Annotated in this window: 23 protein-coding genes and 1 pseudogene; 8 read left to right on the top strand and 16 right to left on the bottom strand. The window is 43.7% G+C overall.

The window, feature by feature from the left end; all coding sequences use genetic code 11:
• The gene (locus tag G519_RS0108310; RefSeq protein WP_029194285.1) at positions 1-360 is read right to left on the bottom strand and encodes a Na-translocating system protein MpsC family protein; all 360 of its coding nucleotides are present in this window, start codon (positions 358-360) and stop codon (positions 1-3) included.
• 354 nt (positions 361-714) lie between these two features.
• Between G519_RS0108310 and fdhF the strand changes: the two genes are divergently transcribed.
• The 5 genes from fdhF (at position 715) to kamA (ending at position 8465) form a co-directional block, all read left to right on the top strand.
• On the top strand, positions 715-3654 hold the full coding sequence (gene fdhF, locus G519_RS0108305) for a formate dehydrogenase subunit alpha (protein ID WP_029194284.1): 2940 nt from the start codon (positions 715-717) through the stop codon (positions 3652-3654).
• A 15-nt stretch (positions 3655-3669) separates the two neighbouring features.
• A complete protein-coding gene (locus G519_RS0108300) occupies positions 3670-4149 on the top strand; it encodes a helical membrane plugin domain-containing protein (RefSeq protein WP_029194283.1) in 480 nt (159 codons plus the stop codon).
• A gap of 114 nt (positions 4150-4263) precedes the next feature.
• The gene (locus G519_RS0108295; RefSeq protein WP_029194282.1) at positions 4264-5319 is read left to right on the top strand and encodes a P-loop NTPase; all 1056 of its coding nucleotides are present in this window, start codon (positions 4264-4266) and stop codon (positions 5317-5319) included.
• Between the two features lie 182 nt (positions 5320-5501).
• On the top strand, positions 5502-6950 hold the full coding sequence (locus G519_RS0108290; RefSeq protein WP_029194281.1) for a sigma-54 interaction domain-containing protein: 1449 nt from the start codon (positions 5502-5504) through the stop codon (positions 6948-6950).
• A gap of 114 nt (positions 6951-7064) precedes the next feature.
• Positions 7065-8465 carry a lysine 2,3-aminomutase gene (gene kamA / locus G519_RS0108285; protein ID WP_036632389.1) on the top strand — a complete coding sequence of 467 codons (1401 nt, stop codon included), beginning with the start codon at positions 7065-7067 and terminating at the stop codon, positions 8463-8465.
• Positions 8466-8629: 164 nt separating this feature from the next.
• Here kamA and G519_RS0108280 read toward each other — a convergent pair whose 3' ends face one another.
• Genes G519_RS0108280 through G519_RS0108260 form a run of 5 tightly spaced genes read right to left on the bottom strand, consistent with a single transcriptional unit; the run spans position 8630 to position 12977 of the window.
• Positions 8630-9910, bottom strand: coding sequence for a peptidase (locus G519_RS0108280; RefSeq protein WP_409372000.1), 1281 nt, complete (start codon positions 9908-9910; stop codon positions 8630-8632).
• 59 nt (positions 9911-9969) lie between these two features.
• Positions 9970-10632: a 3-oxoacid CoA-transferase subunit B gene (locus G519_RS0108275; RefSeq protein WP_029194278.1), complete on the bottom strand. Its 663-nt coding sequence runs from the start codon at positions 10630-10632 to the stop codon at positions 9970-9972.
• On the bottom strand, positions 10599-11330 hold the full coding sequence (locus G519_RS0108270; RefSeq protein WP_279626866.1) for a CoA transferase subunit A: 732 nt from the start codon (positions 11328-11330) through the stop codon (positions 10599-10601). Before G519_RS0108270 ends, G519_RS0108275 begins: the two co-directional genes overlap by 34 nt.
• Positions 11327-12679: an aspartate aminotransferase family protein gene (locus G519_RS0108265; protein WP_029194276.1), complete on the bottom strand. Its 1353-nt coding sequence runs from the start codon at positions 12677-12679 to the stop codon at positions 11327-11329. Before G519_RS0108265 ends, G519_RS0108270 begins: the two co-directional genes overlap by 4 nt.
• Positions 12680-12713: 34 nt before the next feature.
• A complete protein-coding gene (locus tag G519_RS0108260) occupies positions 12714-12977 on the bottom strand; it encodes a YokU family protein (RefSeq protein WP_029194275.1) in 264 nt (87 codons plus the stop codon).
• Between the two features lie 298 nt (positions 12978-13275).
• Here G519_RS0108260 and ablB point away from each other — a divergent pair, with 298 nt between their 5' ends.
• Positions 13276-14133, top strand: coding sequence for a putative beta-lysine N-acetyltransferase (gene ablB / locus G519_RS0108255; RefSeq protein ID WP_051253250.1), 858 nt, complete (start codon positions 13276-13278; stop codon positions 14131-14133).
• Positions 14134-14151: 18 nt separating this feature from the next.
• Here the strand turns inward: ablB and rpoN are convergent, their stop codons facing one another.
• The 4 genes from rpoN to G519_RS0108235 form a co-directional block, all read right to left on the bottom strand.
• Positions 14152-15477, bottom strand: a complete 1326-nt coding sequence (gene rpoN / locus G519_RS0108250) for an RNA polymerase factor sigma-54 (RefSeq protein ID WP_029194273.1) — start codon at positions 15475-15477, stop codon at positions 14152-14154.
• Between the two features lie 145 nt (positions 15478-15622).
• Positions 15623-18052, bottom strand: coding sequence for a heavy metal translocating P-type ATPase (locus G519_RS0108245; RefSeq protein ID WP_029194272.1), 2430 nt, complete (start codon positions 18050-18052; stop codon positions 15623-15625).
• 96 nt (positions 18053-18148) lie between these two features.
• The gene (gene copZ / locus G519_RS0108240; protein WP_029194271.1) at positions 18149-18352 is read right to left on the bottom strand and encodes a copper chaperone CopZ; all 204 of its coding nucleotides are present in this window, start codon (positions 18350-18352) and stop codon (positions 18149-18151) included.
• A 17-nt stretch (positions 18353-18369) separates the two neighbouring features.
• Entirely contained in the window at positions 18370-18702 is a 333-nt protein-coding gene (locus G519_RS0108235) for a metal-sensitive transcriptional regulator (protein ID WP_029194270.1), read from the bottom strand.
• Between the two features lie 229 nt (positions 18703-18931).
• Here G519_RS0108235 and G519_RS42235 point away from each other — a divergent pair, with 229 nt between their 5' ends.
• Positions 18932-19846, top strand: coding sequence for a polysaccharide deacetylase family protein (locus G519_RS42235; RefSeq protein WP_051253249.1), 915 nt, complete (start codon positions 18932-18934; stop codon positions 19844-19846).
• Positions 19847-20007: 161 nt separating this feature from the next.
• Here G519_RS42235 and G519_RS0108225 read toward each other — a convergent pair whose 3' ends face one another.
• The gene (locus G519_RS0108225; protein WP_036632385.1) at positions 20008-20982 is read right to left on the bottom strand and encodes a LysM peptidoglycan-binding domain-containing protein; all 975 of its coding nucleotides are present in this window, start codon (positions 20980-20982) and stop codon (positions 20008-20010) included.
• A 195-nt stretch (positions 20983-21177) separates the two neighbouring features.
• Between G519_RS0108225 and G519_RS0108220 the strand changes: the two genes are divergently transcribed.
• The gene (locus G519_RS0108220; RefSeq protein WP_029194268.1) at positions 21178-21738 is read left to right on the top strand and encodes a hypothetical protein; all 561 of its coding nucleotides are present in this window, start codon (positions 21178-21180) and stop codon (positions 21736-21738) included.
• Positions 21739-21812: 74 nt separating this feature from the next.
• Here G519_RS0108220 and G519_RS0108215 read toward each other — a convergent pair whose 3' ends face one another.
• From G519_RS0108215 to G519_RS48785, 5 genes and pseudogenes are all read right to left on the bottom strand, one after another.
• Positions 21813-23165 (bottom strand): stalk domain-containing protein, encoded by a 1353-nt coding sequence (locus G519_RS0108215; RefSeq protein ID WP_029194267.1) that lies wholly within the window; start codon positions 23163-23165, stop codon positions 21813-21815.
• Positions 23166-23310: 145 nt separating this feature from the next.
• Positions 23311-24096: an arylamine N-acetyltransferase family protein gene (locus tag G519_RS0108210; RefSeq protein ID WP_029194266.1), complete on the bottom strand. Its 786-nt coding sequence runs from the start codon at positions 24094-24096 to the stop codon at positions 23311-23313.
• A 74-nt stretch (positions 24097-24170) separates the two neighbouring features.
• Complete coding sequence (locus tag G519_RS50050; protein WP_154669555.1) at positions 24171-24311, bottom strand: hypothetical protein; 141 nt, start codon at positions 24309-24311, stop codon at positions 24171-24173.
• Entirely contained in the window at positions 24296-24730 is a 435-nt protein-coding gene (locus tag G519_RS0108205; RefSeq protein WP_029194265.1) for a hypothetical protein, read from the bottom strand. Before G519_RS0108205 ends, G519_RS50050 begins: the two co-directional genes overlap by 16 nt.
• Before the next feature lie 46 nt (positions 24731-24776).
• Positions 24777-24968 (bottom strand): annotated as a pseudogene (locus tag G519_RS48785) (GNAT family N-acetyltransferase); the annotation flags it as partial.
• Positions 24969-25061 lie beyond the last annotated feature (93 nt).

Genomic DNA, 25061 nt, shown 5'->3' with positions numbered 1-25061 from the left:
TCAGTGGCCCCTATCTATGACTATGTTTTTATCAAATACAAATACGGAAACTGCAATATCTTCTTCGACCTTCATATCCGAAAACAGGTGAACCAATTTGGCGCCAACGATTTCTTCCAGACCTTTCGGAAGATTCGTAAAGTAAACTTGCTGTATCATTTTCGTTCGAGCAACATGAACCATATCGCTACCGTCCGGTGTTCCTGCAATAAACTTTTCCGTAGGCGTCAAATTTCCGTACAGCGTGGAAACAGCCATGTTCTCTACAAATACAGTATGAATGCGTTCCGGCCCTTTGCCAAATAAATCTTTTCGAAGCTTTCGAATAATATCATTGAACTCATGCACCATTTTTGACATATCCACAATTCTCCTCGTTAAACCGTTTGATTTAAAATGATTACTGTTACTTTAATTAATTTTATAATCATAAATCAACATTGCGAAAAAAAAAAGTGTGGAGCCTAAAACTGGATATACAAACAAATAGTTTTATATTGTTTATACGCCCGCTAAGCGCTATAATAATAAACGTTAAAGATGGAGTCGTGATATACATCCTGTTATGATTCTATTATTTCATTCACTTATAAATGGATTGGTGTGTTAGCAAGATCTGCTAATAAACTATTCCACCATGAGCATACACCTTTCCTGTCACTACAGGTGTGTATGCGCATGGTGGTTTTTTATTTGTCTAAAAGGAGGTAAACCATGAACGAAAACATGGTTAGAATTACAATTGACGGTAAAGGGTATCAAGCTAAACCCGGTTCAACGATCTTAGAAATTATTAACCAAAATGGGATTGATCACCCGCAAATCTGTTACGTTCCAGAAGTAGATCCCATCCAAACATGTGACACCTGTATGGTTGAGGTCGATGGAAAGCTTGTACGGTCTTGCTCCATGGTTGCAATGAACGGCATGAACATAGAATTGTCATCGAAGGGCGCTAAAGAGGCTCAAACTGAAGCGATGGATCGCTTATTAGAAAATCATCTGCTCTACTGTACGGTATGTGACAACAACAACGGAAACTGTAAGTTACATAACACGGCTGAGCTGATGGAGATTGAACATCAAAAATACCCATATACACCAAAAGTAGATGTATCTGAAGTCGATATGTCCCATCCTTTCTACCGTTATGACCCTAATCAGTGTATTGCCTGCGGGCAATGCGTTGAGGTTTGTCAAAACCTCCAGGTCAATGAAACGTTGTCTATTGATTGGGAAGCGGAGCGTCCCCGCGTTATATGGGATGATGGATCGGCCATTAACGATTCTTCCTGCGTTAGCTGCGGTCAATGTGTCACTATTTGTCCATGTAATGCCTTAATGGAAAAATCAATGCTAGGCGAAGCCGGGTTTATGACTGGATTAAAAGAGGACATTCTCGATCCTATGATCGATCTGATCAAAGAAGTAGAACCGGGCTACAGTGGAATTTTTGCCATTTCGGAAGTAGAAGCGGCGATGCGTGATACACGTACAAGAAAAACAAAAACAGTATGTACCTTCTGCGGCGTAGGCTGTTCATTCGAAGTATGGACGAAAGGACGCAAGATTCTTAAAGTCCAACCCACTTCGGATGCGCCGGTCAATGCCATTTCAACTTGCGTTAAAGGGAAGTTCGGTTGGGACTTCGTCAACGCTGAAGAACGTCTCACCAAGCCATTAATTCGTAAAAACGGAACATTCGTTGAATCTACTTGGGAAGAAGCGCTCGATTTAGTTGCAAGTAAATTAGGTTCTATTAAGCAACAATACGGTAACCGCTCGGTAGGCTTCATCTCTTCTTCTAAGATTACGAATGAAGAAAACTATGTGATTCAAAAATTGGCGCGTCAAGTATTTGAAACGAACGACGTCGATAACTGTTCTCGTTACTGCCAATCTCCTGCTACAGACGGCTTGTTCCGTACAGTTGGTATGGGCGGCGATGCGGGGACCATTAAAGATATTGCCCAAGCGGGCCTAGTAATTATTGTTGGCGCTAATCCAGCAGAAGGTCATCCGGTATTAGCCACTCGCGTCAAACGGGCACATAAGCTTCACGGACAAAAACTGATTGTTGCGGATCTTCGCAAAAACGAAATGGCGGAGCGTTCTGATATCTTTATCAGTCCTAAGCAAGGTACAGACCAAGTATGGCTTATGGCTGTTACCAAATATATGATCGATCAAGGATGGCATGATCAATCCTTTATTAATGAGAATGTTAACTTCTTCGATGATTTCAAGGCTGTGCTTGAAAAATATACGCTAACGTATGCAGAAGAAGTTACAGGAATTTCAACAGAAACTCTTATTCAAGTAGCTGAAATGATTCGCGATGCAGACGGTACTTGCATTCTTTGGGGTATGGGCGTCACCCAAAACACAGGCGGCTCCGATACTTCCGCCGCGATTTCGAACCTGCTTCTTGCAACTGGCAACTATCGTCGTCCAGGCGCTGGCGCTTATCCGCTTCGCGGCCATAACAATGTACAAGGTGCTTGCGATATGGGAACTCTCCCAGGTTGGCTCCCAGGCTATCAGCATATTACCGACGATGCTGCCCGTACCAAATTTGAAAAAGCCTACGGCGTTACAATCGATGGCAAACCAGGTCTCGATAACATTCAAATGCTTCATGCCATTGATGAAGGAAAAATGAAAGCCATGTATCTCGTAGGTGAAGATATGGCGCTAGTAGACTCCAATTCAAATCATGTGCACGAAATTTTATCTAGTCTTGATTTCTTTGTGGTTCAGGATATTTTCCTTTCCAAAACAGCTCAATACGCAGACGTCGTCTTGCCTGCAACGCCATCTCTTGAAAAAGATGGCACATTTACGAACACAGAGCGCCGTGTACAAAGATTGTATCAAGCACTTCCTCCACTGGGAGATTCCAAGCCCGACTGGTGGATTGTGCAAGAGATCGCAAACCGTATGGGACAAAACTGGAGCTACAGCCATCCTAGTGAAATTTTTGCAGAAATGGCAAGCTTGTCACCCATTTTCGGTGAAGCCAACTATGAAGTGCTTGAAGGTTGGAACAGCTTCTTATGGGGAAGCTTTGATGGAGCAAGCACACCGCTGCTTTATGTCGATGGATTTAACTTCCCTGATAAAAAAGCACGTTTTGCCCTATCGGATTGGGTACTCCCGGCTGAATTCCCTGAAGAATATGATCTTCACATCAATAATGGCCGTATGCTAGAGCATTTCCACGAAGGAAACATGACCAACAAATCAAAAGGTATTCAGTCTAAAGTGCCTGAGATTTTCGTTGAGGTTTCTCCGGAACTTGCCGAAGAACGCGGTATTAAAGACGGTTCTCTTGTACGCTTAGTGTCCCCTTTTGGAGCGCTAAAATTACACGCACTTGTAACGGATCGTGTAAAAACGAATGAGATTTTCCTTCCGATGAACTCAGTAGATAAAGAATCGGCGATTAACTTTTTGACCGGACCTGCGGTCGACCAACGCACGAATACGCCAGCTTATAAACAAACCAAGGTTCGTTTGGAAGTGCTGCGTGTAGATGGAGAAAATCCTCTGCCGCGTACGAACCCGCGCAACAAAAAACGTCATCCCCAAAATGGTGTCGAGGTCCAGCGCAAATGGGATCGCCCAGGATATGTTCACTTAACGAATAACTAGACAGGAGGAACGGATATGGCGGCACCAATTACAGCTATTCAAAAGCAAGAATGGACCGATGAAGAACAGCAGCAGCAAAAGCTGAATGATTTAAAAATACTGCTTACCGCTAACGAACAAGCCATAAACAAAATCTTGGATATCATTGGTGAACTGAACGACATCGGCGTCCTTGAGGCTGCAAATGCCATGCTTCAGGCTAAAGAAAAAATTGCAAAAATAGCCCTGGGTCAAGTAACCCGTGAACCCATTACCAATATGATCAATAATCTTATGGGCGCGGCCGGCGCTTTAACAAACCTTGATCCCGAACTTACAACAAAACTTGTAGGCAGTTTGACATTAGGTTTAGATGAAGGAAGTAAACATTTGCAAAGCAATAAAAAAATAGGCACATTTGATCTTTTAAAAGTATTAAATGATCCGGATATTAACCGCGCAATCGGATTCGGAATTCATTTCATGAAGGGTTTAGGTAAAGGATTAAAAGATTAATAGTTAGAAAGATTTTTTAAAATCTACTTCAAAGGAACCTTTTCGTCTATTTAGACAAAAGGTTCCTTTCCTAAATTTGATGTGATTCTATCTTTTAGAAAAGGAAATGATCGTATGCTGACAAACGAAAATGTTTTAGAAGCCCTAAGACATGTAGAAGATCCAGAGCTCCATAAAAGCGTTGTTGATTTAAATATGGTAAGAAATATTAAAATCAATGGTGCTCATATTGGGCTGGAAGTTGTGTTAACCATCCAAGGCTGCCCTTTGAAAGCTAAAATTGAGCAAGATATCAAAGAGTCGCTTCGAAGCATCGGAGCTTCAGATATCTCCTTAACATTCAGTTCCATGACGAATGAAGAGCGAGCCGCCTTAACACAGTCACTCAAAAAAGAGGCTACTACAGAAGCAGGAATGCCCAAAATGTTACGCCCGGATTCGGGTGTAACGTTTATCGCTGTAACTAGCGGCAAAGGCGGAGTTGGAAAATCAACTGTAACGATTAACCTCGCAGCCGCATTGGCGCGATTAGGAAAAAAAGTAGGCATACTAGATGCTGATATATACGGCTTCAGTATCCCTGCCATGATGCAAATCAGCCAAAAGCCAACGATGATTGATCAAACGGCTATCCCTCCCATTAGTCACGGTATTAAAGTAATGTCCATGGGATTTTTCTCACCGGAAAACAATCTAGTCATGTGGCGCGGGCCTATGCTCAACAAATGGATCCGAAATTTTCTCGCGAATACCCACTGGGGAGAATTAGATTATCTTCTGCTTGATTTACCTCCCGGTACGGGTGATGTCGCGATTGATGTAGCTGCCATGATTCCACAAGCCAAAGAAATCATTGTGACCACTCCTCATAATGTCGCTTCGTTTGTCGCTTCAAGGGCGGGTGCTATGGCTATGCATACCAAACATGACATTATAGGCGTAGTGGAAAATATGTCTTATTATGAGGACAAGGCTGGAGTGAAGAATTACCTTTTTGGCAAAGGCGGCGGAGAAACGCTTGCTTTGCAGCTGCAAACCGAGGTCATCGCCAGAATTCCTTTTGCACAGCCAGAGGAAAATAGCGGTTCATCTGTTTATGATGAAGATTCTCTCCTAGGGGAGGTCTTTACACATTTAGCTGAAGAACTAGTTCAAAAAGCTGATAAATAATTGTGCAAAGGGTTGCCACGCGGCAACCCTTTGCTATTTTGTATAAAGCTGGAGCTGCCCCTTCTAATCCTTCACCGACCCCTGCAATATCGGAGCCTTTTTTGTTTTTCCACTGGTCATTTTTCCAGACAGAATTTCATAAGGTGTTAATTGAATCATTCTACGTGAGGCAGGTGAACATAATGTCCGAGCAGAGCAATCATGGATCGAAGTATTTTGAGAAAATGTTGAATATCATTGATGTCGGTGTTCATCTGATCGATAACAAGGGAATAACCATTTTTTATAATAATAAAATGGCTGAAACCGATGGTTTTAAGCGAGAACAAGTGGTTGGAAAAAACTTTTTCGACCTTTTTCCTTCTCTTACGAATGATACCAGCACCTTCATTAAAGTTCTGCAAACAGGCATAGAAATACGAGAAAAAATACAAACCTATGTCAGTGTAACGGGGAAACGGATCACGACCATTAACAGCACGTATCCTCTTTTGGAACATGGTGAAATCATCGGCGCCTTAGAAGTGGCTAAGGATATAACAAGTATTGTTCATCTTCACGACCAAATCCTTGATCTCAGGCATCAAATCTACGAATCTCCGTCAAAAGATAAGAAAAATGCAAGCTCTGCTCGATACCATTTCAGCGATTTAATTGGCAAAAGCGAAAGCTTCCTACATACGGTCTCCTTCGCCAAAAAAGCATCTCGTACGAGCTCGCCTGTTTTGCTATCCGGACCTACCGGAACCGGTAAGGAATTGTTCGCCCAGAGTATACATAATGCCGGAGCTCGGCGAAACCGCCTCTTTATTGCTCAAAATTGCGCGGCCGTCCCCAACGAGTTAATGGAAGGTATTATGTTCGGAACTGCGAGAGGCGCATTTACTGGCGCTATTGACCGTGCTGGATTATTCGAGCAAGCTAGCGGCGGGACTCTTTTTCTGGATGAGTTAAATAGCTTGGATTTATTTTTGCAGGCCAAACTATTACGGGTGCTTCAAGACGGAATGATACGGCGAGTCGGGGGAACGCAGGAACAGCAAGTCGATGTCCGCATTATTACCGCCATGAATATTGATCCGAAGGAAGCTTTAGAAAAAGGATTGCTGCGCAGCGATCTTTTCTACCGCTTAAATGTCGTTAATCTATACCTGCCTCCTCTTGTGCAAAGAAAAGAAGATATTCCTCTCCTCACTTACCACTTTATTGATACATTTAATCACATTTTCGGCATGAAAATAACAGGCATTACCCCTGCTGCACTCAATAGCTTAATGAACTACCATTGGCCTGGCAATATTCGCGAATTAAGCCATGCCATCGAATCCACCTACAATATGATGGAACTGGAAAGTGAGATCATTGAAGAAAATCACCTTCCCGCTTATTTGATGGGGAATTATATACCAACGACAACTCCCAACCGGCTAGCCGCTCCGTGGAATAACGAATTGGCAACCGTTTCAGCAGGAAGATTGACCGATAAAATGAGGCAAATGGAAAAGGAAACTATTACGGATGCTTTGGAAAATCATCAATATAACATCACTCTCACCGCACAAGCGCTAGGAATTAAGCGCCAAGCTTTACAATATAAACTGAGCCGCTACGGCATTATGAAAAAACCATAAAAATCGTTTGTCTGGACTCCGACAGGAGTCTTTTTTTGTTAAATAGTGTGGAAATGTTGGCACGCTTTTTGCATCTACTACTTATGAGCAGGCATCATTACTGGAGGTGCAATTATGGAACGACGTGACTGGAAACAAATTGAACTATGGAAAAACGTAACAGATGAACAGTGGAATGATTGGCTTTGGCAGCTGACACATACCATTCGTACCCTGGAAGATCTGAAGAAAGTAGTGAATTTAACCCCCGAGGAAGAAGATGGCGTTCGCATTTCAACTCAGACCATCCCTTTAAATATTACTCCCTATTACGCATCATTGATGAATCCGGACGATCCTCGATGCCCGATCCGTATGCAGTCGGTTCCCATTTCCGCCGAATTATTGAAAACAAAGTATGATCTCGAGGATCCCCTCTTCGAAGATGAGGACTCCCCTACCCCTGGTTTAACTCATCGTTACCCTGACAGGGTGCTATTTCTAGTTACGAACCAATGCTCCATGTATTGCAGATACTGCACTCGCCGCCGTTTCTCCGGTCAGGTAGGCATGGGGGTTCCCAAAAAACAATTGGATGACGCGATTGCTTATATTCGAAATACGCCGGAGGTCCGTGACGTACTGCTTTCTGGCGGGGATGGGCTTTTAATTAACGACAATATTTTGGAGTATATTTTGAAAAATTTAAGGGCGATTCCTCATGTTGAGATCATTCGTATCGGCACGAGAGCCCCGGTTGTTTTCCCGCAGCGGATTACGGAGCATTTGTGCAGCATTATCAAAAAATACCACCCGGTTTGGCTGAATACCCATTTTAATCATCCTTTGGAAATGACGGACGAAGCGAAAAAATCTTGTGAAATGTTGGCGAATGCCGGAGTTCCCTTAGGCAATCAGTCCGTGATTCTGGCTGGTATTAACGACAGTATCTATATAATGAAGAAGCTTATGCACGATCTTGTGAAAATACGCGTTCGTCCCTACTATATTTATCAATGCGATCTGTCTGAAGGGATCGGTCATTTCCGGGCGCCTGTATCCAAAGGTTTGGAAATAATCGAATCACTTCGCGGCCACACCTCAGGCTATGCGGTACCTACCTTCGTTGTTGACGCTCCTGGAGGAGGCGGAAAAATTGCCCTTCAGCCCAATTATTTGATCTCGCAAAGCCAGGATAAGGTCATTCTGCGTAATTATGAAGGTGTTATCGTCGGGTATCCCGAGCCGAAAAACTATGTACCGGGCCGTGCAGACGAATATTTCAACGAAATCTACGGTATTGAGAAACAACCTGAAAGCACTGGTATTATTGCACTCATGAAAGATGAAAAATTTAACCTAGTGCCAGAAAATTTGCGCCGAATTGGCAGAAGGAAAATTTATCAAGAAACGCCGGAGCACGCTTCGTTGAAGGATCGTCGGCCAAAAAGGGATGAAATGAAAGACAAATTGATGAAAGCACAGCAGAAGGAGAATAAGGAAGATACGGAGAGTATTCTAAATACCGAGAATTAAAGCAATCTTGCTCGATTCTCATTTCGTTATCCGAGCAGCGCGGTTACAAGTAGAATAGATGGATTTCCTGGAGCGGCGGGCGACAACACAAGTAAAACCCAAAAGGCACCCATAGGGTGCCTTTTCATTCTCAATAACTAAACAATTCGTCTCCTGATCCTTCCCTATGCCTCCATCCCATCAAATCCACACCAATGAATCAGGGTCAATGCGATGATCTCCGCTGCCTGAAATACATGATCCAGCACAATATGCTCATTTGGATAGTGGGCCACTTGTGTGATGCCTGGACCGAAAACAATACAAGGCGTTTCCCCGAGCTGCGTGAGCAAACCTCCGTCTGTTCCCCATGGCGATGCTTCAATGATTGGTTCCTCATGCTTAACCTCTCGATATTGCTCCATCAGAACCCGCATCAAGTCATGACCTAGATCGACGCTGCCAGGGACCCACCGGGCTCCAAACCATTCAACGGTTGCCGGATGCTCTTCAAACCAAGGATCTTTTCCCTTAAGCCCTTCCATCCATCGCGCCATTTCCTCCTTAGCCTCATCAAGCTTTTCCTCAGGTGCAACACCCATTCTTCCTTCAAGCTTTACGGTGTCCGCTACGGATGAAGGCCAATTCCCTCCTTGAATGACACCAATATTAATGGGGATAGGAATAGGGTTTTGAGCGTACAAAGGATCCGAGATCCGAGCATTTCGTTGCTCCTCAAGCTCCCGGATATGCTGCAGTACGATCACGCTTTTCTCAATGGCACTAACCCCTTCGTACCTGGTTCCCCCATGTGCCGAGCGGCCTTTAACCTGGGTACGGAACCACATAGAGCCCTGCTGCTTCGGAAATATACGTAAATTAGTAGGCTCCGGAATAAGAGCCGCATCCGCTCGATAACCCTTCACAATCGCAGCCAGTGTGCCAACCCCACCGCTTTCCTCTTCAATAACGCTTTGAACAATGACATCGCCCTTCAACTTAATGCCAAGACTCTGAATAGCTTCCACAGCAATAAAAAGCGAAGCGTTTCCGCCCTTCATATCTGTTGCCCCGCGTCCATACAGCTTACCGTCCACCACATTGCCGCCAAAAGGATCATCTTGCCATTGATCCCGATTACCTTCCGGAACGACATCAATATGACCATTAAGGAGGATAGATCGTCCCCCTCCGGACCCTTTCATGACACCCACTACATTGGGACTGCCCGTAAAACGGTTTCTAGGGGAACAAAAATAAGGATGCGCCTCTAGAGCCTCTCCATCCGGCTCCCAGACATCAACGTCCAGTTTCAACTCGCGAAATTTCTCGGCAATTAAGGCCTGAGCCTCCTTCTCATGGCCCTGCGTACTGGGGATTCTGACCATCTTCTGCAGAAATTCGGTTCCGTCTTCACGATGAAGCCTAATCCACTCATGAATTTGCTTTTGCAGTTCAGCGTTCAGATTGGGCAAAGGAATTCCCTCCTTCAGTTAGTCACGAGTAAGCGACTTTGTAACAACGGTTATGGAATGTACGCAACGTTCTCCGGAATGATTAATGCAGCTTCCGTATGGCTGACAACGTCCTCTATCGTATAAGGAAGCATGATTTCTTTTAAAAGCAATCCTTGTTCAGTGACCTCCATCACGGCCATTTCCGTAATAATCAATTTGACACAGGCCCGCGCTGTTAGCGGCAAGTCACACTGCTTTTTAACCTTGGATTCTCCCTGCCTGTTAACATGGTTCATTAGAACGATGACTTTTTTCGCTTTTTGCGCAAGCTCCATCGCCCCTCCGATCCCTGCCACCCGCTTCCCTGGTACGATCCAATTGGCCAAATCCCCATTTTCACTAACCTCTAGCGCCCCAAGTATTGTGATATCTATACATCCTCTACGAATCATGGCAAAAGCAATACTGCTATCGCAGTAGGAAGCACCGTCGGTAATCGTGACAGGGTATCCCCCTGCGTTGCAAAGAAAAGCATCTTCTTCCCCCGGAAGCGGGGCACCCCCTGCCCTAAGAATTCCATTTTCCGCATGGAAAACAACATCGATACCTTCAGGAACGTAATCTGCAACCTGCGTCGGAATGCCGATTCCTAAATTGACGGCCATGCCGTCTTTTAATTCCTCCGCAGCCCGCTTTGCTATTCGGACGCGGGTTTCTTTTCCCATACCCATTCCCAAGTCACCCCTCTGCTGAGTATCACCATATCTACGAAAATGCCCGGCGTTACAATGTTTTCGGGGTCTAACTCGCCAAGCGCTACAATTTCATCGACTTCAGCAATCGTAAATTTGCCGGCCATGGCTACCAGTGGATTCAGATTTCTGCCGCTTTTATCATAGACAAGATTCCCGAACGGATCGGCTTTTTTTGCATGAACAATAGCAACGTCAGCCGTCAGTGCAGGCTCCACCAGATACTTTTTCTCGTCGATGGATACGGTAGACTTCCCCTGCTCCATAATCGTTCCGACGCCGACATCCACAAGTATGCCGCCAAGACCTACGCCGCCCGCCCGAATTTTCTCAGCTAGCGTTCCTTGCGGGTAAAATACCACCTCCATAGTGCCATCCTCCATCCTTTGGCCGGCGTTCGGGTTGGAGCCGATATGGGAGGCTATCACTTTCTTTACTCTGCCTGCTGTGACTAAGCGACCAATGCCGATATGCGGAAACCCGGTATCATTCCCAACGATCGTTAGATCTTTTATTCCTTTTTGCAAAATACCTTCAATCAACGTTGGGGGCGTTCCAATACCGCCGAACCCGCCATACATCAACGTACAACCATCTGTGATTTCATGAAGCGCATCTTCCAAAGTCCTTACTTTTCCTTCTACGACCGCATGTGAATTCTCACGTGACACCATCATCTCTCCTCCAATTCGGATCGGGTAACCTGGGCCATGACTTCCCGAATGGATTCATCCAAAATCCGCACGAGCTGATCCATTTCTTCTTCTGTAATCACAAAAGGAGGAGCCACAATAATGGCATCGCCTACCCCTTCCACCGCGCCTGATGCAGGATACACTAGCAGGCCTTTTTGAAAAGATTTTTCGATGATCCGAGAGGTGATACCTAGCTCAGATGGAAACGGCAGCTTGTTGGTCCGATTGGAAACGAATTCCATAGCCAAAAGAAGTCCTTGACCCCTCACATCGCCGACGATCTCGATCTGGTCTGCCATTTGGCGCATCTGGCCCAGCAAATAGCTGCCTTTGAGCTCAACTGCCCTGACTAACTGATGTTCTTCAATATAGGCGAGAACCGCCAGTGAAACTGCCGCTGATTGCGGATTTGCGCTGTAGGTATGGCCAGACATGATGCTTTTGGAGCCTTTCAAAATGGGTTCCATCACATGATCTTTAACCAAAGCTGCCGCCATTGGCGTATATCCGGCGCTCATGCCTTTTCCTAGAGCAATCAGATCCGGTTCGACGCCATAATGCTGCATACCGAACATAGCTCCTGTGCGGGCAATGCCTGTCATGACCTCATCGGCGATAAATAAAATCTCATTCCGATCGCAAATCTCCTTGATCCTCTTGTAATATCCTTCGGGCGGTACAATGGCCCCCCCTGCAGCTCCAATGATTGGCTCAGCAATAAATGCTGCGATATGTTCAGCTCCGATCCGTTTTATAGCGGTTTCCATATCATCCGCACACGCCAATTTGCAATCCGGAAAGGTTTTGTTAAGCGGACAGCGGTAGCAATAAGGTGGAACGACGACCGGAAAGTCCTCCAATAACGGAATAAATCGTCTTCTTCTAAGTACATGGCCTGACATCGAAAGAGCGCCCATCGTGATACCGTGATAGCTCATCCGTCTTGAAATAACTTTATTTTTTCCTTGGCGCCCCTTCTCCTGCCAGTGCTGAATGGCAATCTTCATCGCTGTTTCCGTTGCTTCAGATCCGCTGTTCACGAAGAAAGCCCAGTAATCTTGGCCAGGCGCCAAATCACTCAGTTTCTTCGCCAGCTTTTCGGCAGGTTCACTGGTAAACTGAGAACGGTAGACAAAAGAGACCTTGCCCGCCTGCTCCAGCATCGCATCGATGATTTCTTGAACCCCGTGCCCGATTCCGGCTGTCACAGCTCCCGAGGAAGCGTCTATATAGGCTTTGCCTTGATCATCGTACAAAAAAACGCCTTTTCCATATTGAATGGTGGGATAATGGTGATCCAAAACCGGCTTAATCAAATGCTCCCGCGTCATAAGGCTCCCTCCATTGATAACCATTGCTATGGTTTTATTTTAGAAACATATTCTTAACTCGAGGAGCCTTCAACAGATCTTCATAGCTGAATGCAGTACCTAACGCGGATACATCATGCCAGTAAAGTGTCTCTTCAATTTGCTGCGCGGTGCTCTCCAATACGTAAGTACGGCAGTTGGCGCATTCAATAGCCGGGACTTCCAAAATCTGAACCGACACTCTCCCATCCGGCATGATCCAGTAGCAATCTTTCACACTTTCACGAATATCCTCCGTCTCACACCATATGCATTTCATATGCATCCATCCTCCTCCATGTATCCCACAAAGTGATGTATATAGAACCTTCTTATCGCTGTCTGATTATTAAGCAAAATAAATGCCAACTTTTTGAAGTAGGCAACTAAACTGCTGCAGGGTCGGTTATTGTGGGAAAAGCCGCCAATTATTTGGCAGTTGCTATATTTTTGGCAGCAAAAATTAGAATTCACACGTATTGCACGCTTGCAGCACAAAGCATGATCTCGTTTTGCAGTTGGCACTATTTTTGCACATACCTGGATGGAACTATTTTAGGGAGAAAGGGGAATACCCCATGCCAAGTAATCTGCCAACTTATACAAATCTGGTTGAGAATGGCGACGAATATACGGTAAGCTATTGCCTTGATTTCTTGAACAAGAGGCTTCGAGTAGATGATTATCTAGGAAATGCGGATGCCATCTGCAAGCGAATTGTCGAAATTGCCAAAGCCCATGCTTTGACCAAAATGTTTATTAAATCGAGGGAGGATGATTGGCAAACCTTTCTATCCAAAGGCTGCATGCTGGAGGGAATTTATAAAGGATATTTCAACGGTGGCGACGCTTACTGTATGGCTCTCTACGATGATCTTGAGCGGCGGACTAGCGATTATTGGATAGAGGAAGATCACATATTAAAGCAAGTGCTCGCTCTTCCCCTCAAGCCAGATCGGCCCTTAGTTCCGGAACAATGTATACTGCGTATAGCAAGGATGGAGGATGCTGAGCAGCTTTCTCTTTTATATGATCAAATATTTCAAACGTACCCGACACCTATGAATGAACCTGAGTATGTCAAAAAAACCATGCGGGAGGGTACGGTTTATTATCTGATAGAATCGCCGCAGCAACTGATTAGCGCCGCATCCGCAGAGATCAATACGGTTTACGCTAATGCGGAAATGACGGATTGCGCCACACTCCCTGCCTATCGGAATCAAGGACTCATGAGACTGCTTATGCATGCTTTGGAAGATGAATTAATTGCGCGAAACATCACTTGCGCTTACTCGTTATCTAGAGCTCTATCTTTCGGTATGAATGCCGTATTCTTTCAGATGGGGTACCGATATTATGGCAGACTAACGAAAAATTGTGATATTTACGACAAATTTGAGGACATGAATTTGTGGTGCAAAATGTTGAAGTGATTGTGACCCCCATAGTATCTATATGCGTTTCCTTCTCAGTGAAGAAGAAATGCCTAACTCCTCCCGATATTTAGTTACCGTACGGCGAGAAATTTGAATGCCTTCCTGGATCATTAGCTCTGTTAGCTTCTGGTCAGAGTAAGGCTTGGCGATGTTTTCCCTTTGGATCCATTCCTTTATTCTTGCTTTTATATGCTCCGAGGATGCTGAATCTCCTGTTTCCTTAAGTAAACCAGAGGGAAAGAAGTGCTTCAGCTCGAATATGCCCCATGGTGTTTGAGCATATTTGCCAACTGTCGCGCGGCTTACCGTTGATTCATGCACGCCCAATTTATCCGCAATATGCTTCAACGTCATAGGTTTCAGAAAAGATGCACCTTTCCAAAAAAACTCGGTCTGTTCCTCCACAATGGCTTGTGCTACGCGGAATATGGTCTTTCGTCTTTGTTCCAAACACTTTAAGAAAAACATTGCTGAATTTAATTTAACAGAGAGGAACTTGGCTGCTTCGTTATAGTTACTACTCTCTTTCCCCATTCGCTGGTAATACCCATTAACCGATAGGCGGGGCGACGCTGCTTGATGAATCAGCACAACGAGCTGTTCACCTGTCTTTTCGATGATAACCTCGGGGATAATATAATGAACAGCTTCTATGTGATAGGCTGAGCCGGGTCTAGGATTCAATTCTTTGATCACATCGATCGCAGCCTGAATTTCTTGAGAGGTCACTTGCAGTATCGTCGACAACTTATGGATGCGGTAATCAGCAACATCCTTCAGATGATTACGAATTAATAAGGAGACTAACGGAAAGCATTCTGACAAGGACTGGACCTGTAGAAGCAAACATTCTCTTAAATTTCTAGCTCCGATACCGATGGGATCAAAGCCCTGCAAGATTCTTAACGCAAGTTCCGCTTGAGCAAGATCGACCTTACATACATCAGAAATTTCATGCAAAGAAGGCCCTAGATAGCCATTATTGTCCAGATTTCCGATCATAAACGCAACCATTTTACGAATGGATGGCGAGATCTTTTTTACAAAGCTCAACTGTTCCTTTAAATGCCTTTCCAGGGATTCCTCGTTCGATGAGGCGTGTTGTAAGGGGTCATAGATCTGGTCACGCCTGCCTATTGCACTCTGAAATTTATAAGTGGTAGTATAAGCATCCCATTCGTTTCCGGAGAATTCCAATATCGGGTTATCATTCATCTCCTGCTGGACTGCCTCCAGTAATTCCGGGGTCGAGAGCTTGAGAATCGTTATTGCTTTTCGCAGTTGCGGAGTCAATCGCATTTTCGCAGCTTGCTGTTGGAACATTCCGTATCCTGGGCGCATGTGCATCACCCCTTTACGTTTTTGCTTCTATATGTATTCAAGTATGATCCCTTTATTTCGATATTCCGGGGTTGAAACATAAAAGCAGCCCAGTTTTCTAAGAAAACTAGACTGCTTTTATTTGTGTGGCATTATTCGTTGATCCTTATAACTTTACTCGTTGCAAGCGCAAAGCATTTAATACAACGGACACCGAGCTTAGTGCCATTGCTGCACCAGCTACCCAAGGAGCCAAAAGTCCCAGTGCCGCAATCGGAATCCCAAGCGTATTGTAACCAAGTGCCCAGAACAAGTTCTGTTTAATGTTCGTCATCGTTTTACGGCTCATATAAATGGCATCTGTAATGCTTGTAAGCTCTCCGCGCATCAGTGTCACGTCCGCTGCTTCCATCGCGATGTCGGTGCCGGTGCCGATAGCTATCCCGACGTCTGCAGTCGCAAGAGCAGGAGCATCGTTGATGCCATCACCCACCATTGCCACTATTTTTCCTTGTTCTTGTAGTTTCTTCACCTCTTCGGCTTTGCCTTCCGGAAGGACTTCCGCGAGAACATGATCGATGCCAACTTGCTTCGCGATAGCACGCGCCGTCCGTTGATTGTCACCTGTCATCATGATGACATCGATGCCCATTTGTTTTAAGCGCGTGACTGCTTCTTTCGATGTGTCTTTGATCGTATCCGCTACGGCTACCATACCTGCGTACTTGTTATCCACTGCAACGAGCATAGCGGTTTTACCATCGGATTCGAGCTTTTCCATGTCAGTAACTGCTTTTCCGAAGTCAATGGCTTCACGCTGCAGGAGCTTACGGGTTCCAACCAGCACTTCCTTGCCTTCTACAATGGCACGAATTCCGTAGCCAGGAATGGCTTCGAAATGCTCGGTGGTAGTAAGGGCAATTCCTTTAGCCACAATTCCGGCAACGATCGCTTCAGCAAGCGGATGCTCCGATTGTTTTTCGGCAGAGCCGATTAGTCTAAGAATTGTTTCTTCTTCATCTATGTTTTCAATTTGAACGTCGGTAAGTTCCGGTTTGCCTTTCGTTACCGTACCCGTTTTATCAAGTACAATAATTTGCACTTTTTGCATCGATTCTAAATGTTCTCCACCCTTAAACAGGATGCCAAATTCCGCTGCGCGACCGGATCCGGCCATAATCGAGGTTGGTGTTGCAAGACCTAATGCACATGGGCAAGCAATGACAAGGACAGCAATAGCTTTTTCCAACGCAGTGGCAAACTCGCCAGGAGCAACCCAGATATACCATACCAGAAATGTTATAACAGCAATACCTACAACGATCGGGACAAAAATACCCGAGATCACATCAGCTATACGTTGAATGGGTGCTTTGGAGCCTTGGGCTTCCTCCACAACTTTAATAATTTGAGCAAGAGCTGTCTCTTTACCAACACGAGTTGCTTTAATTTTCAAACTGCCGTTTTTATTAACAGTAGCGCCTATAACGGCGTCACCGGTTTTCTTCTCGACAGGGATACTTTCCCCCGTAAGCATGGATTCATCAACAGCAGACAATCCGTCTACAACTTCACCATCGACTGGAATTTTCTCTCCCGGTTTTACAAGTACCATGTCCCCGATGACAACTTCTTCAACCGGGATCGACATTTCTTGATCATTTCGAATGACTAACGCTGTTTTCGCTTGAAGCCCCATCAATTTCTTGATGGCTTCAGAGGTTCGCCCTTTTGCCAACACCTCAAATAGTTTTCCTAAAATAATCAAAGAAATAAGAATCGCGCTAGTTTCGTAGTACATATCAGGCGCATGGTGATGAGCATCCGTAGATGCTGCCCATTGCAGCGTTAGGTATAGACTATAGAAGTACGCGGCTGAAGTGCCTAGAGAAACAAGCACATCCATATTGGCGCTTTTATTGCGAAGTGCTTTGTATGCTCCAACGTAAAACTGACTACCGATAATGAATTGTACCGGTGTGGCAAGAATAAGCTGGACCCAAGGATTCATCAAGAACTCTGGCAGGTAAATCCACGATGTAAATGTAAAGTGGCTTACCATGGCCCACAGAAGCGGCAGCGAAAGGATTGCTGATACGGCTAGCTGTATTTTCTTGTGACGTATCTCCTTTTGCTTATAATCGCCTTTAGCTTCCACTTCCTCTTTACGTATGACTTTGTATCCAAGCTGATCGACTTTTTTAACCATATCGCTTACAGAAACTTCTGCTGCGCTATACTCGATATGGGCTGTTTCTAAGGCGAGGTTAACTGTAGCTTTACTAACCCCAGACATTTTATTTAAACCTTTCTCAATACGAGTCGCACACGCTGCGCAGGTCATACCAACGATATTAAAATCGACTGTATCCTTTACGGTGCTGTAACCCAGATCCAGTATTTTCTCTTCCATGGCAGAAACACTGATTTGATTCGGGTTATATCTCACCGAAGCCTTCTCAAGTGCAAAATTCACGTTGGCTTCTGCAACGCCTTCTAATTTCTTCAAGCCTTTTTCTATTCGGTTCGCGCATGCCGCGCATGTCATGCCCGTAATTTGCAGACTAGCTTGCTGCTGCTCTACTTGTTTCGCCATTTCAGTTCCTCCGTCCTCCACATACCCCTACGGGGTATATATTTTCGAAAAAAAATAGGTCTTACATTGGAGCCGCCTGCAGCGGCTCATTTATCTTTATTTCGCAACGTCATAGCCTTGTTCTTCAATCGCTTCTTTAATAGCGTCCAAAGAAATTTTAGACTCATCGAAATCTACCGTAACGGATCCACCACTCAAATCAACTTTACCATTAGCACCAAGTTTCTTAACGGCGCCTTCGACCGAATTCACGCAATGACCGCAGGACATACCCTCAACTTTAAGTGTAATTGATTGCATATCTAATCTCTCCCTTATTATTTCATTAATTTATTCATGGTAATCATGAGTTCTTTGATAACCTCATTATCGCCTTCTTGAATGCGTTCGATCACACAGCTGTTTAGATGATGCTCGAGAAGCAGTTTCCCAACACCGTTTAAAGCGGATTGAACCGCGGCGATTTGATTTAACACATCGTCACAATACGTATCCTTCTCAATAAGACCTTTCACACCCCGAATTTGTCCTTCGATGCGGTTGAGCCTAGAAATCAAATTGTTTTTTGTTTTATCCGAATGATGACTTTTTCGATCACTGCCCGAATGACAGCTGGCCTCATTTAGTTCTTGGTTACCATGTTGTTCCATAGCATTTCCTCCTCACATTCATAATATACTATACCCCCATACCCTATATCAAGCCCTTTTTTACATTTTTCCATTTCCTTTTCAAGTTTCTAAATCTAATTAGGGAGTACGACGAAAGCGTAAAACTTTACCTCGTTCTTTTTTAGTCGTATAATCGGGTACTGACACATCTCGCAAGCCTCAGGATTGATGAGTAAATGATACCATGGAAAGTTGGAGATTACACAACATGTCTAAACAGAACTTTATAAAATACTTTTGTATAGCATTTGTAAGCTTGGTATTTTGTTATGCACTTTTAAATGATAAGTATAAAACCTATAACGGATACCACTACAGCAATCGGGTTGCAGTTCTTGAATATCACCACATCGATCCTACCGAATCTGAATTTACCATAACTCCTGATACATTCAAAAAACATTTAGAAGCGCTGAAGGCTAATCACTATCATGTGATTTCAATGAAAGAATTCGTTAATTTTCTAAATGGTAAAGGCTCTGTTCCCCCTGATGCCGTTGTAATTACCTTTGATGACGGGTATGAATCTTTTTACAAATATGCCTATCCTGCTTTGAAAGAGCAAAACATGACGGCTACTAATTTCATTATTGTAAATTACTTAGGAACTAATCCTGGAACTCCTTTTTTGAACTGGGATGAAATTCAGACCATGAAGAGTGATGGTTTTGATTTTTACTCCCACACCTTTAATTCCCATGATTTTGCTGCTGATCAAAACGGAAATCCGATTTCTCCCTTAACTAATCCTATCTATTTAAAGGACCAGAACAGAATGGAAACCGAGGAAGAATATAAACAACGAGTCAAAATCGATCTAAAAAAAGCAGATGAAATCATTCAAATGAAATTGGGAAATCCAGATAAATTATTTTGTTTTCCTCACGGGAGGTATAATAATACCCTTTTAGATATCGGAGACCAGTTAGGAATTAAATATTACTTTACTGGGTTGGATGGATTGAACACGCCTGGAACTAAGTTGATAAAACGGGTAAATGTTGGATCAGCACATGTTACAGCAAAAAGTCTGCTGCGCATACTCAATGGTGAAACAAGCGTAACCGGAAATCTGAGAATATTCTTGAAAAACATTATCGTAAAGCAGCGAATGTCAGAATAGTATTCAAAAATAATTACTACCTTGTTGTATGTACGAATATTAATATTTTACATATTAAAGGCCCTGGCAGTTTTGCCAGGGCTTCTTCTTCCTTCTAAGCCGTAAAGCATCCCATATTTACTAGAACATTACCACATGTCCCTTCTATCGATTTGCTCAGACTATAAAATTTCGCTAGCAGTAATGTATCTGCTTAACCAATACGGGTCTTTCCATCTTGTTATCGTCACACCGGGAGGGGAGGAATACGTGTTCAGCATTCGCCCATTTCCGATATCGACCCCGCAATGTCCAATTCGATTATCCGAATAGCGAGGTCTACGGAAGAATATTATATCGCCAGGCTCTATGTCCCTTTGTCCAATCCTTTTGCCCACCGTCGCTTGAGCTCTAGATGTTCTTGGCAATGCGACTCCGTTTTTCCCGAAAATGTATTGCAAATAGGAAGAACAATCAAATCTTTTTGACCTTGGATAGGGGGCTGTCCCAAATTGATAGCGCGTTCCAATTAAAGTCGTGCCAAGAGCAATAATGGTAGGTGCCTTATCTGTTTGCTTGATTCTTACGGATGATTTTTTTGTATTACCTTTAACTGTAGGTGAATTAGGTTGAGTTGTAGGAATCCTTAATCGGATACCAGCTGGAATTGGTTCTTTTAAATTTTTATTAAGTGCAAGCAATTTATTCACCGTCGTGTTTAAAAGCTTAGTTAAACTTCGTAAAGTATCTCCTTTGAAAGTTATGAAAAATAGTGCGGGTTGCCGAATAAAAACTTGGCTTTTCACTAAATTTGCAGATACATCTACATTAAAGAGCCGATTGATAGAGCGCAAACTCACGTATAATTTCCCTTGATCGGTTATTAACGGATCAATGCGGAAGTTGACATCCTCTCTTCTTGCTATCCCGCCACTACGCGGAAGCGATAAAAATTCAGAACCATCCGTAGCAAATCGGAATCTGGCATTTCCTCCTTTTAGATCATACTCTAGAATCTCCAGCACATCGTCCAGAGCAAGGTAACCAATGCCATTTTGAACAATAAGCGTTTTATTTTTGAAAGTCCTTCGTATATTTTCGAAAAAATCCTTCTGTGACAAAAAGATAGTCATTTGAAAATTTCGTGCAATAGCCATTTCTATCCCACCTTTGATTGGATATTACTTTTTATTCAGTAGGTTGGGAAATGGGACTATATCTCGAGCCTAATTTTTCGTAATCAAAATAGGAAACAATGAAATTCAACTGATTGAATGGGACCTTGCCCCTTACGTAATCGGATATTGCTGCATTAAATGATACTATTTAGAAGAAATCGGAGTGAAACCACCATGAAGAAAATACAAGAGAAGATCCAAATTCAACAAGTTCAGAGTACGTTGCTTCAAGGAACTGCAGGGACAATGCTTCCGCTGTATCGTCGTGTGGCAAACGATGCCGCTTATTCAACTCGATTTGCAAGGGCACTTCGGGAGCAAAGCGGCGATAGAATCGACAGAATCATCAAAGAAACAGTACCTTCCGTTTCATCAGAATCTATTGAAGTAGAGCAAATTGGATTTTTTATTTGTTTTGGTGTTCTAGGTAATCAGCTTTGTAACCTAACAGCGGTTCGCACCGAGAACAAAAAATTCAGAGCAAATGAGTTTCGTTTATTGTCTAAAGCGGTAGTTCCGCTGTATTTTAAGCTAGCTACTGATCGACGGTTTGTATATAGAATCGTTAATGCGATAAATACTCAAAATGACGCCAAATTATCAAGTGCTGTTAGGGAGCTCGTCAAATCTCCTTATCTACTAACTGTTACAGGGGAGTCCGGCAGCGCTTTGCAGTTAACATTTCGATTTCCAAACGGCGCTTCTTATGAAAATTCATTTTTTCTTGGACAGTAAGCTGTACCCATCCGGACTACCTAATGATACGAAAAAGTCGCCACGAGAACCTCGTGACGACTTACTTTTTAGACTTAGAAGCCTTGATCTAAATCCCAGCTCATGAAGTTTTGAGTAGGGCCATAGAACGCATCGAATCCGTAAGCATCGAAGTGTACTTTACCACTTTCGTACACTTTTACAGTTACATAAGCGTAGTCGCGGTCAATCGGATTGCTTGTTGCTTTCTTCGCTTCGAATGGGGAACCGCCGGAACCAACAACCACTTGGTAAGCGGAACCGTTGTTCGGACGACTTACATTGAAGATGTGCTCGTGACCACTCAGGTAAGTAGCTTTGTTGTCTTGAACTACTTTCCAGAACGCGCTAGCCGCGTCTTTATCTACATCAAGTCCACTAATTTTTGCAGAGGAGTCAAAATAATAAGTGTAAGCAAGCTTGTGCCCGAAAATGAATGAGTGCTTCATGCCACGATCTTTGGCTGCTTTCAAATCTTTATCCAGCCATTCCGTTGGTGCGTGGGAGTCATTTCCCGTTGGATCCGTGTTGATCACAACAAAATGGGAGCCACGGTAGTCGAAGGAATAGTCTAATTGCTGTTGCTGCGTTGTGATATGATCCATGCCGATTTGCGGATAGTTATTAGGGTCCCATCCTGCGATATTCTCACCTAGAATTTGTGCAAAACGCTTCTGGTCAACAATGATGTCACCCATGTTATCCCGCCATGTATCTTCGTTTGCTTTGGTCGATACCTTCACGGTTTTGCCATTCGAGTCCACATAATTGTCCTGTGTCTCATGATTGCCCGGCACTGGAAACACGTACATGCCGTGTTCGAACGCTGTAGCTACGATTCCACGCCAGAACGCATACTCGCGGTTCAAAATATTTACATCCGAGTTCGGTGTGTAACCCATGATCATGTCGCCATTGTAGAACAGCATGCTTGACTTCTGTGCTTGCATTTCATCCATCATTCGAGTTAACACTTTGCTGTTAACAAGCCACTTCAGATCCTGTGCAGAAGCATCTGTTACTGTGCTGTCAATGCGGCAATCCCCTACGGATGAATGGGTGAACAGAAGCTTGTCCGTACTCTTGAAAGCATCCTTCAGCTGTGTCACCGTGGCGGCTGACACTTGTGTAACGCCATTAGCCAAGTAAGGCGCTTTGTCCAGCTTCACAGCTTGTCCCTTCATGGTTGCGTCTACTGAACCTAATTTCAGCGTTGCTTTGCTTCCTGCAATATCGACCGTAATTTGTTGTGCATCTGAAGCCCAACCTAATGTGCCGTTCATGCTTTCAATCGTCGTGCGCAGCGCTGAATCGCCCATATCGGCAGCAGTGACGACTGTTGCTCCTCCCCCTAGCAGCATCACACTTGTAAGACTTGCTCCTATCCATGTTTTCAACATTTTTTTCATCCATTTGCACCCCTATGCTTAGTTTCTATCTTAACTAGGCTAACAGACAAGTGTAAAAGGACATCCCTAACCTTATTAAAAAAATGTTAATTTTCACCATTATCATAATTTCCTATACAAAAAGAAGCCGTTTCAACACGGCTTCTCATAGTTCTTGAAATCCAAAATGCTGCTTTGCTAGCTCTTTAAATTTATCCTTATCAATTTGTTCCTTACTCGATTTCCCCTGAATCCATTGTGTGAAAGAAGTATCGGTTAATGTAACGTTTCCATCGCTTGTAAGTTGAGTCATCAGTGGGATTTTGTTAAATCGTGATTCTTTGTGCTGGACGATGATTTCTTGGACTTCATTCAATTCAGATAAGTCCTTTAATGGTCGTTTTGTATCAAAAGCATACCCTATTTTCCAATCTGTATCTTTATATTTTAGCTTCATTTCAAGTATATAGTCCCCATAATCAGTTTCCGTTGCTCGGACTCGAAATTCTCCATTCACAGATGAGGCAGTTTCTCCATTTAGCGGCACAGGTTTTAGTGGTAAGTTTCCACCAAATCCAGTATCAACCAAGTACGTTTGACCCTTATGCTGCAAAAGAATAGTTACATGAGTTCTCCCAAGCTTTGACCAGTCCTTCGTTGCATAATTATACACTTCTCCGCGAACTAACACGGCATTAAACCCATTTTCAACTAGGAAAAAATATAGCAGAGGATTCAATTGATAGCATAAACCGCCTTCATTTTTCATGAGAATTTTGGAAATCAAACTCTCTTTTGTAATAGCACTTGTTTCATTTGAAATGATGTTTAAATTTTCAAAAGGAATGGTTCTTGCTGTTTTCACAAGAATGTTATCTAATTTTTCGAATGTAAGTATTTCGTTCTCTGGAATGCCTAGTCTTTTACGAAATAAACCATTTAACTCATTCATGTTATAGATATCCTCCATGTTTTTGTGTAATCCACCTTAAAGTATGTAGGTCAACAATTGCTTGGCGTGACGTCTCATATCTTCTGTGCGCTGCCTAAAAGCGCTGTAGGCGATATGGTCGAGGCTGATGTGGATGAGACAACAAGAAGTCGTTCCTCCAGCTGTTCAGGTCGGCCTCCGTTCTTATCCCAGTGGCGGTCTAGAATTTCCTGCAAGTCAATCTCTTGCCATTTCGGAAACCAAGGCCAATCCCCTTTGTTTTTGTGAGGTCGAGTTTTTGGAGCTCGTAGAGAGCTTCTAGCAATTGGGGCAAGACAAGTCGTATCTCTGGTCCATTCAGCTCATCGAGATGCTTTCCAGTAACTCGCTCAGATACGGCGAAGTAGCCTCTCGACGTCTCGCCTACCTCAAGAACCTTCGGAATCGGAAGTATGTCTGATGACAATGTGCTCATTACACGATCCTTCTCAAAGTCGTCCAGATGGGCGCCGAAACGGATAACCATCGCATGCCCGTCGAGCATGAAGGAATAGGCTTGCGACCAATCGCCGGCAGCGAGTGGCACTAGATGTTGGGCACGGTCACCGAAGTGTGCCTTAACAAAACGGTTCGCCGATTTCTTGAAATCCTCCATTGGTTCCTCCTTGTATGGGAAGCTTTGGAATAAACCCGCAATACTTTTATTTAAAAACAATCCCGATTGAATCCATTATTGGTTCATATCCAATTTGAATATAAATTTTATTGGAAGTAGGATTACTGAGATCCGTATATAAACTTGTTGTTTTATAACCACGATCTAACAAGAATTGAGTGAATGCCGAAACACAATCAGAGGCGTATCCCTTATTTCTTTCGCTATTTGGGGTGTACTGTTGCCGCTGAATCATAATGCCCAAAAGCTGACGGAATTGCCTGTCCAGGGATTGACGAATATAATGACCGTATCACAGTAAAGGAAAAGG

Source organism: Paenibacillus alginolyticus DSM 5050 = NBRC 15375, from assembly GCF_000422905.1.
In the GTDB taxonomy this organism is placed as follows: Bacteria; Bacillota; Bacilli; order Paenibacillales; family NBRC-103111; genus Paenibacillus_E; species Paenibacillus_E alginolyticus.
This window is presented reverse-complemented; position numbering and strand designations above follow the sequence as displayed.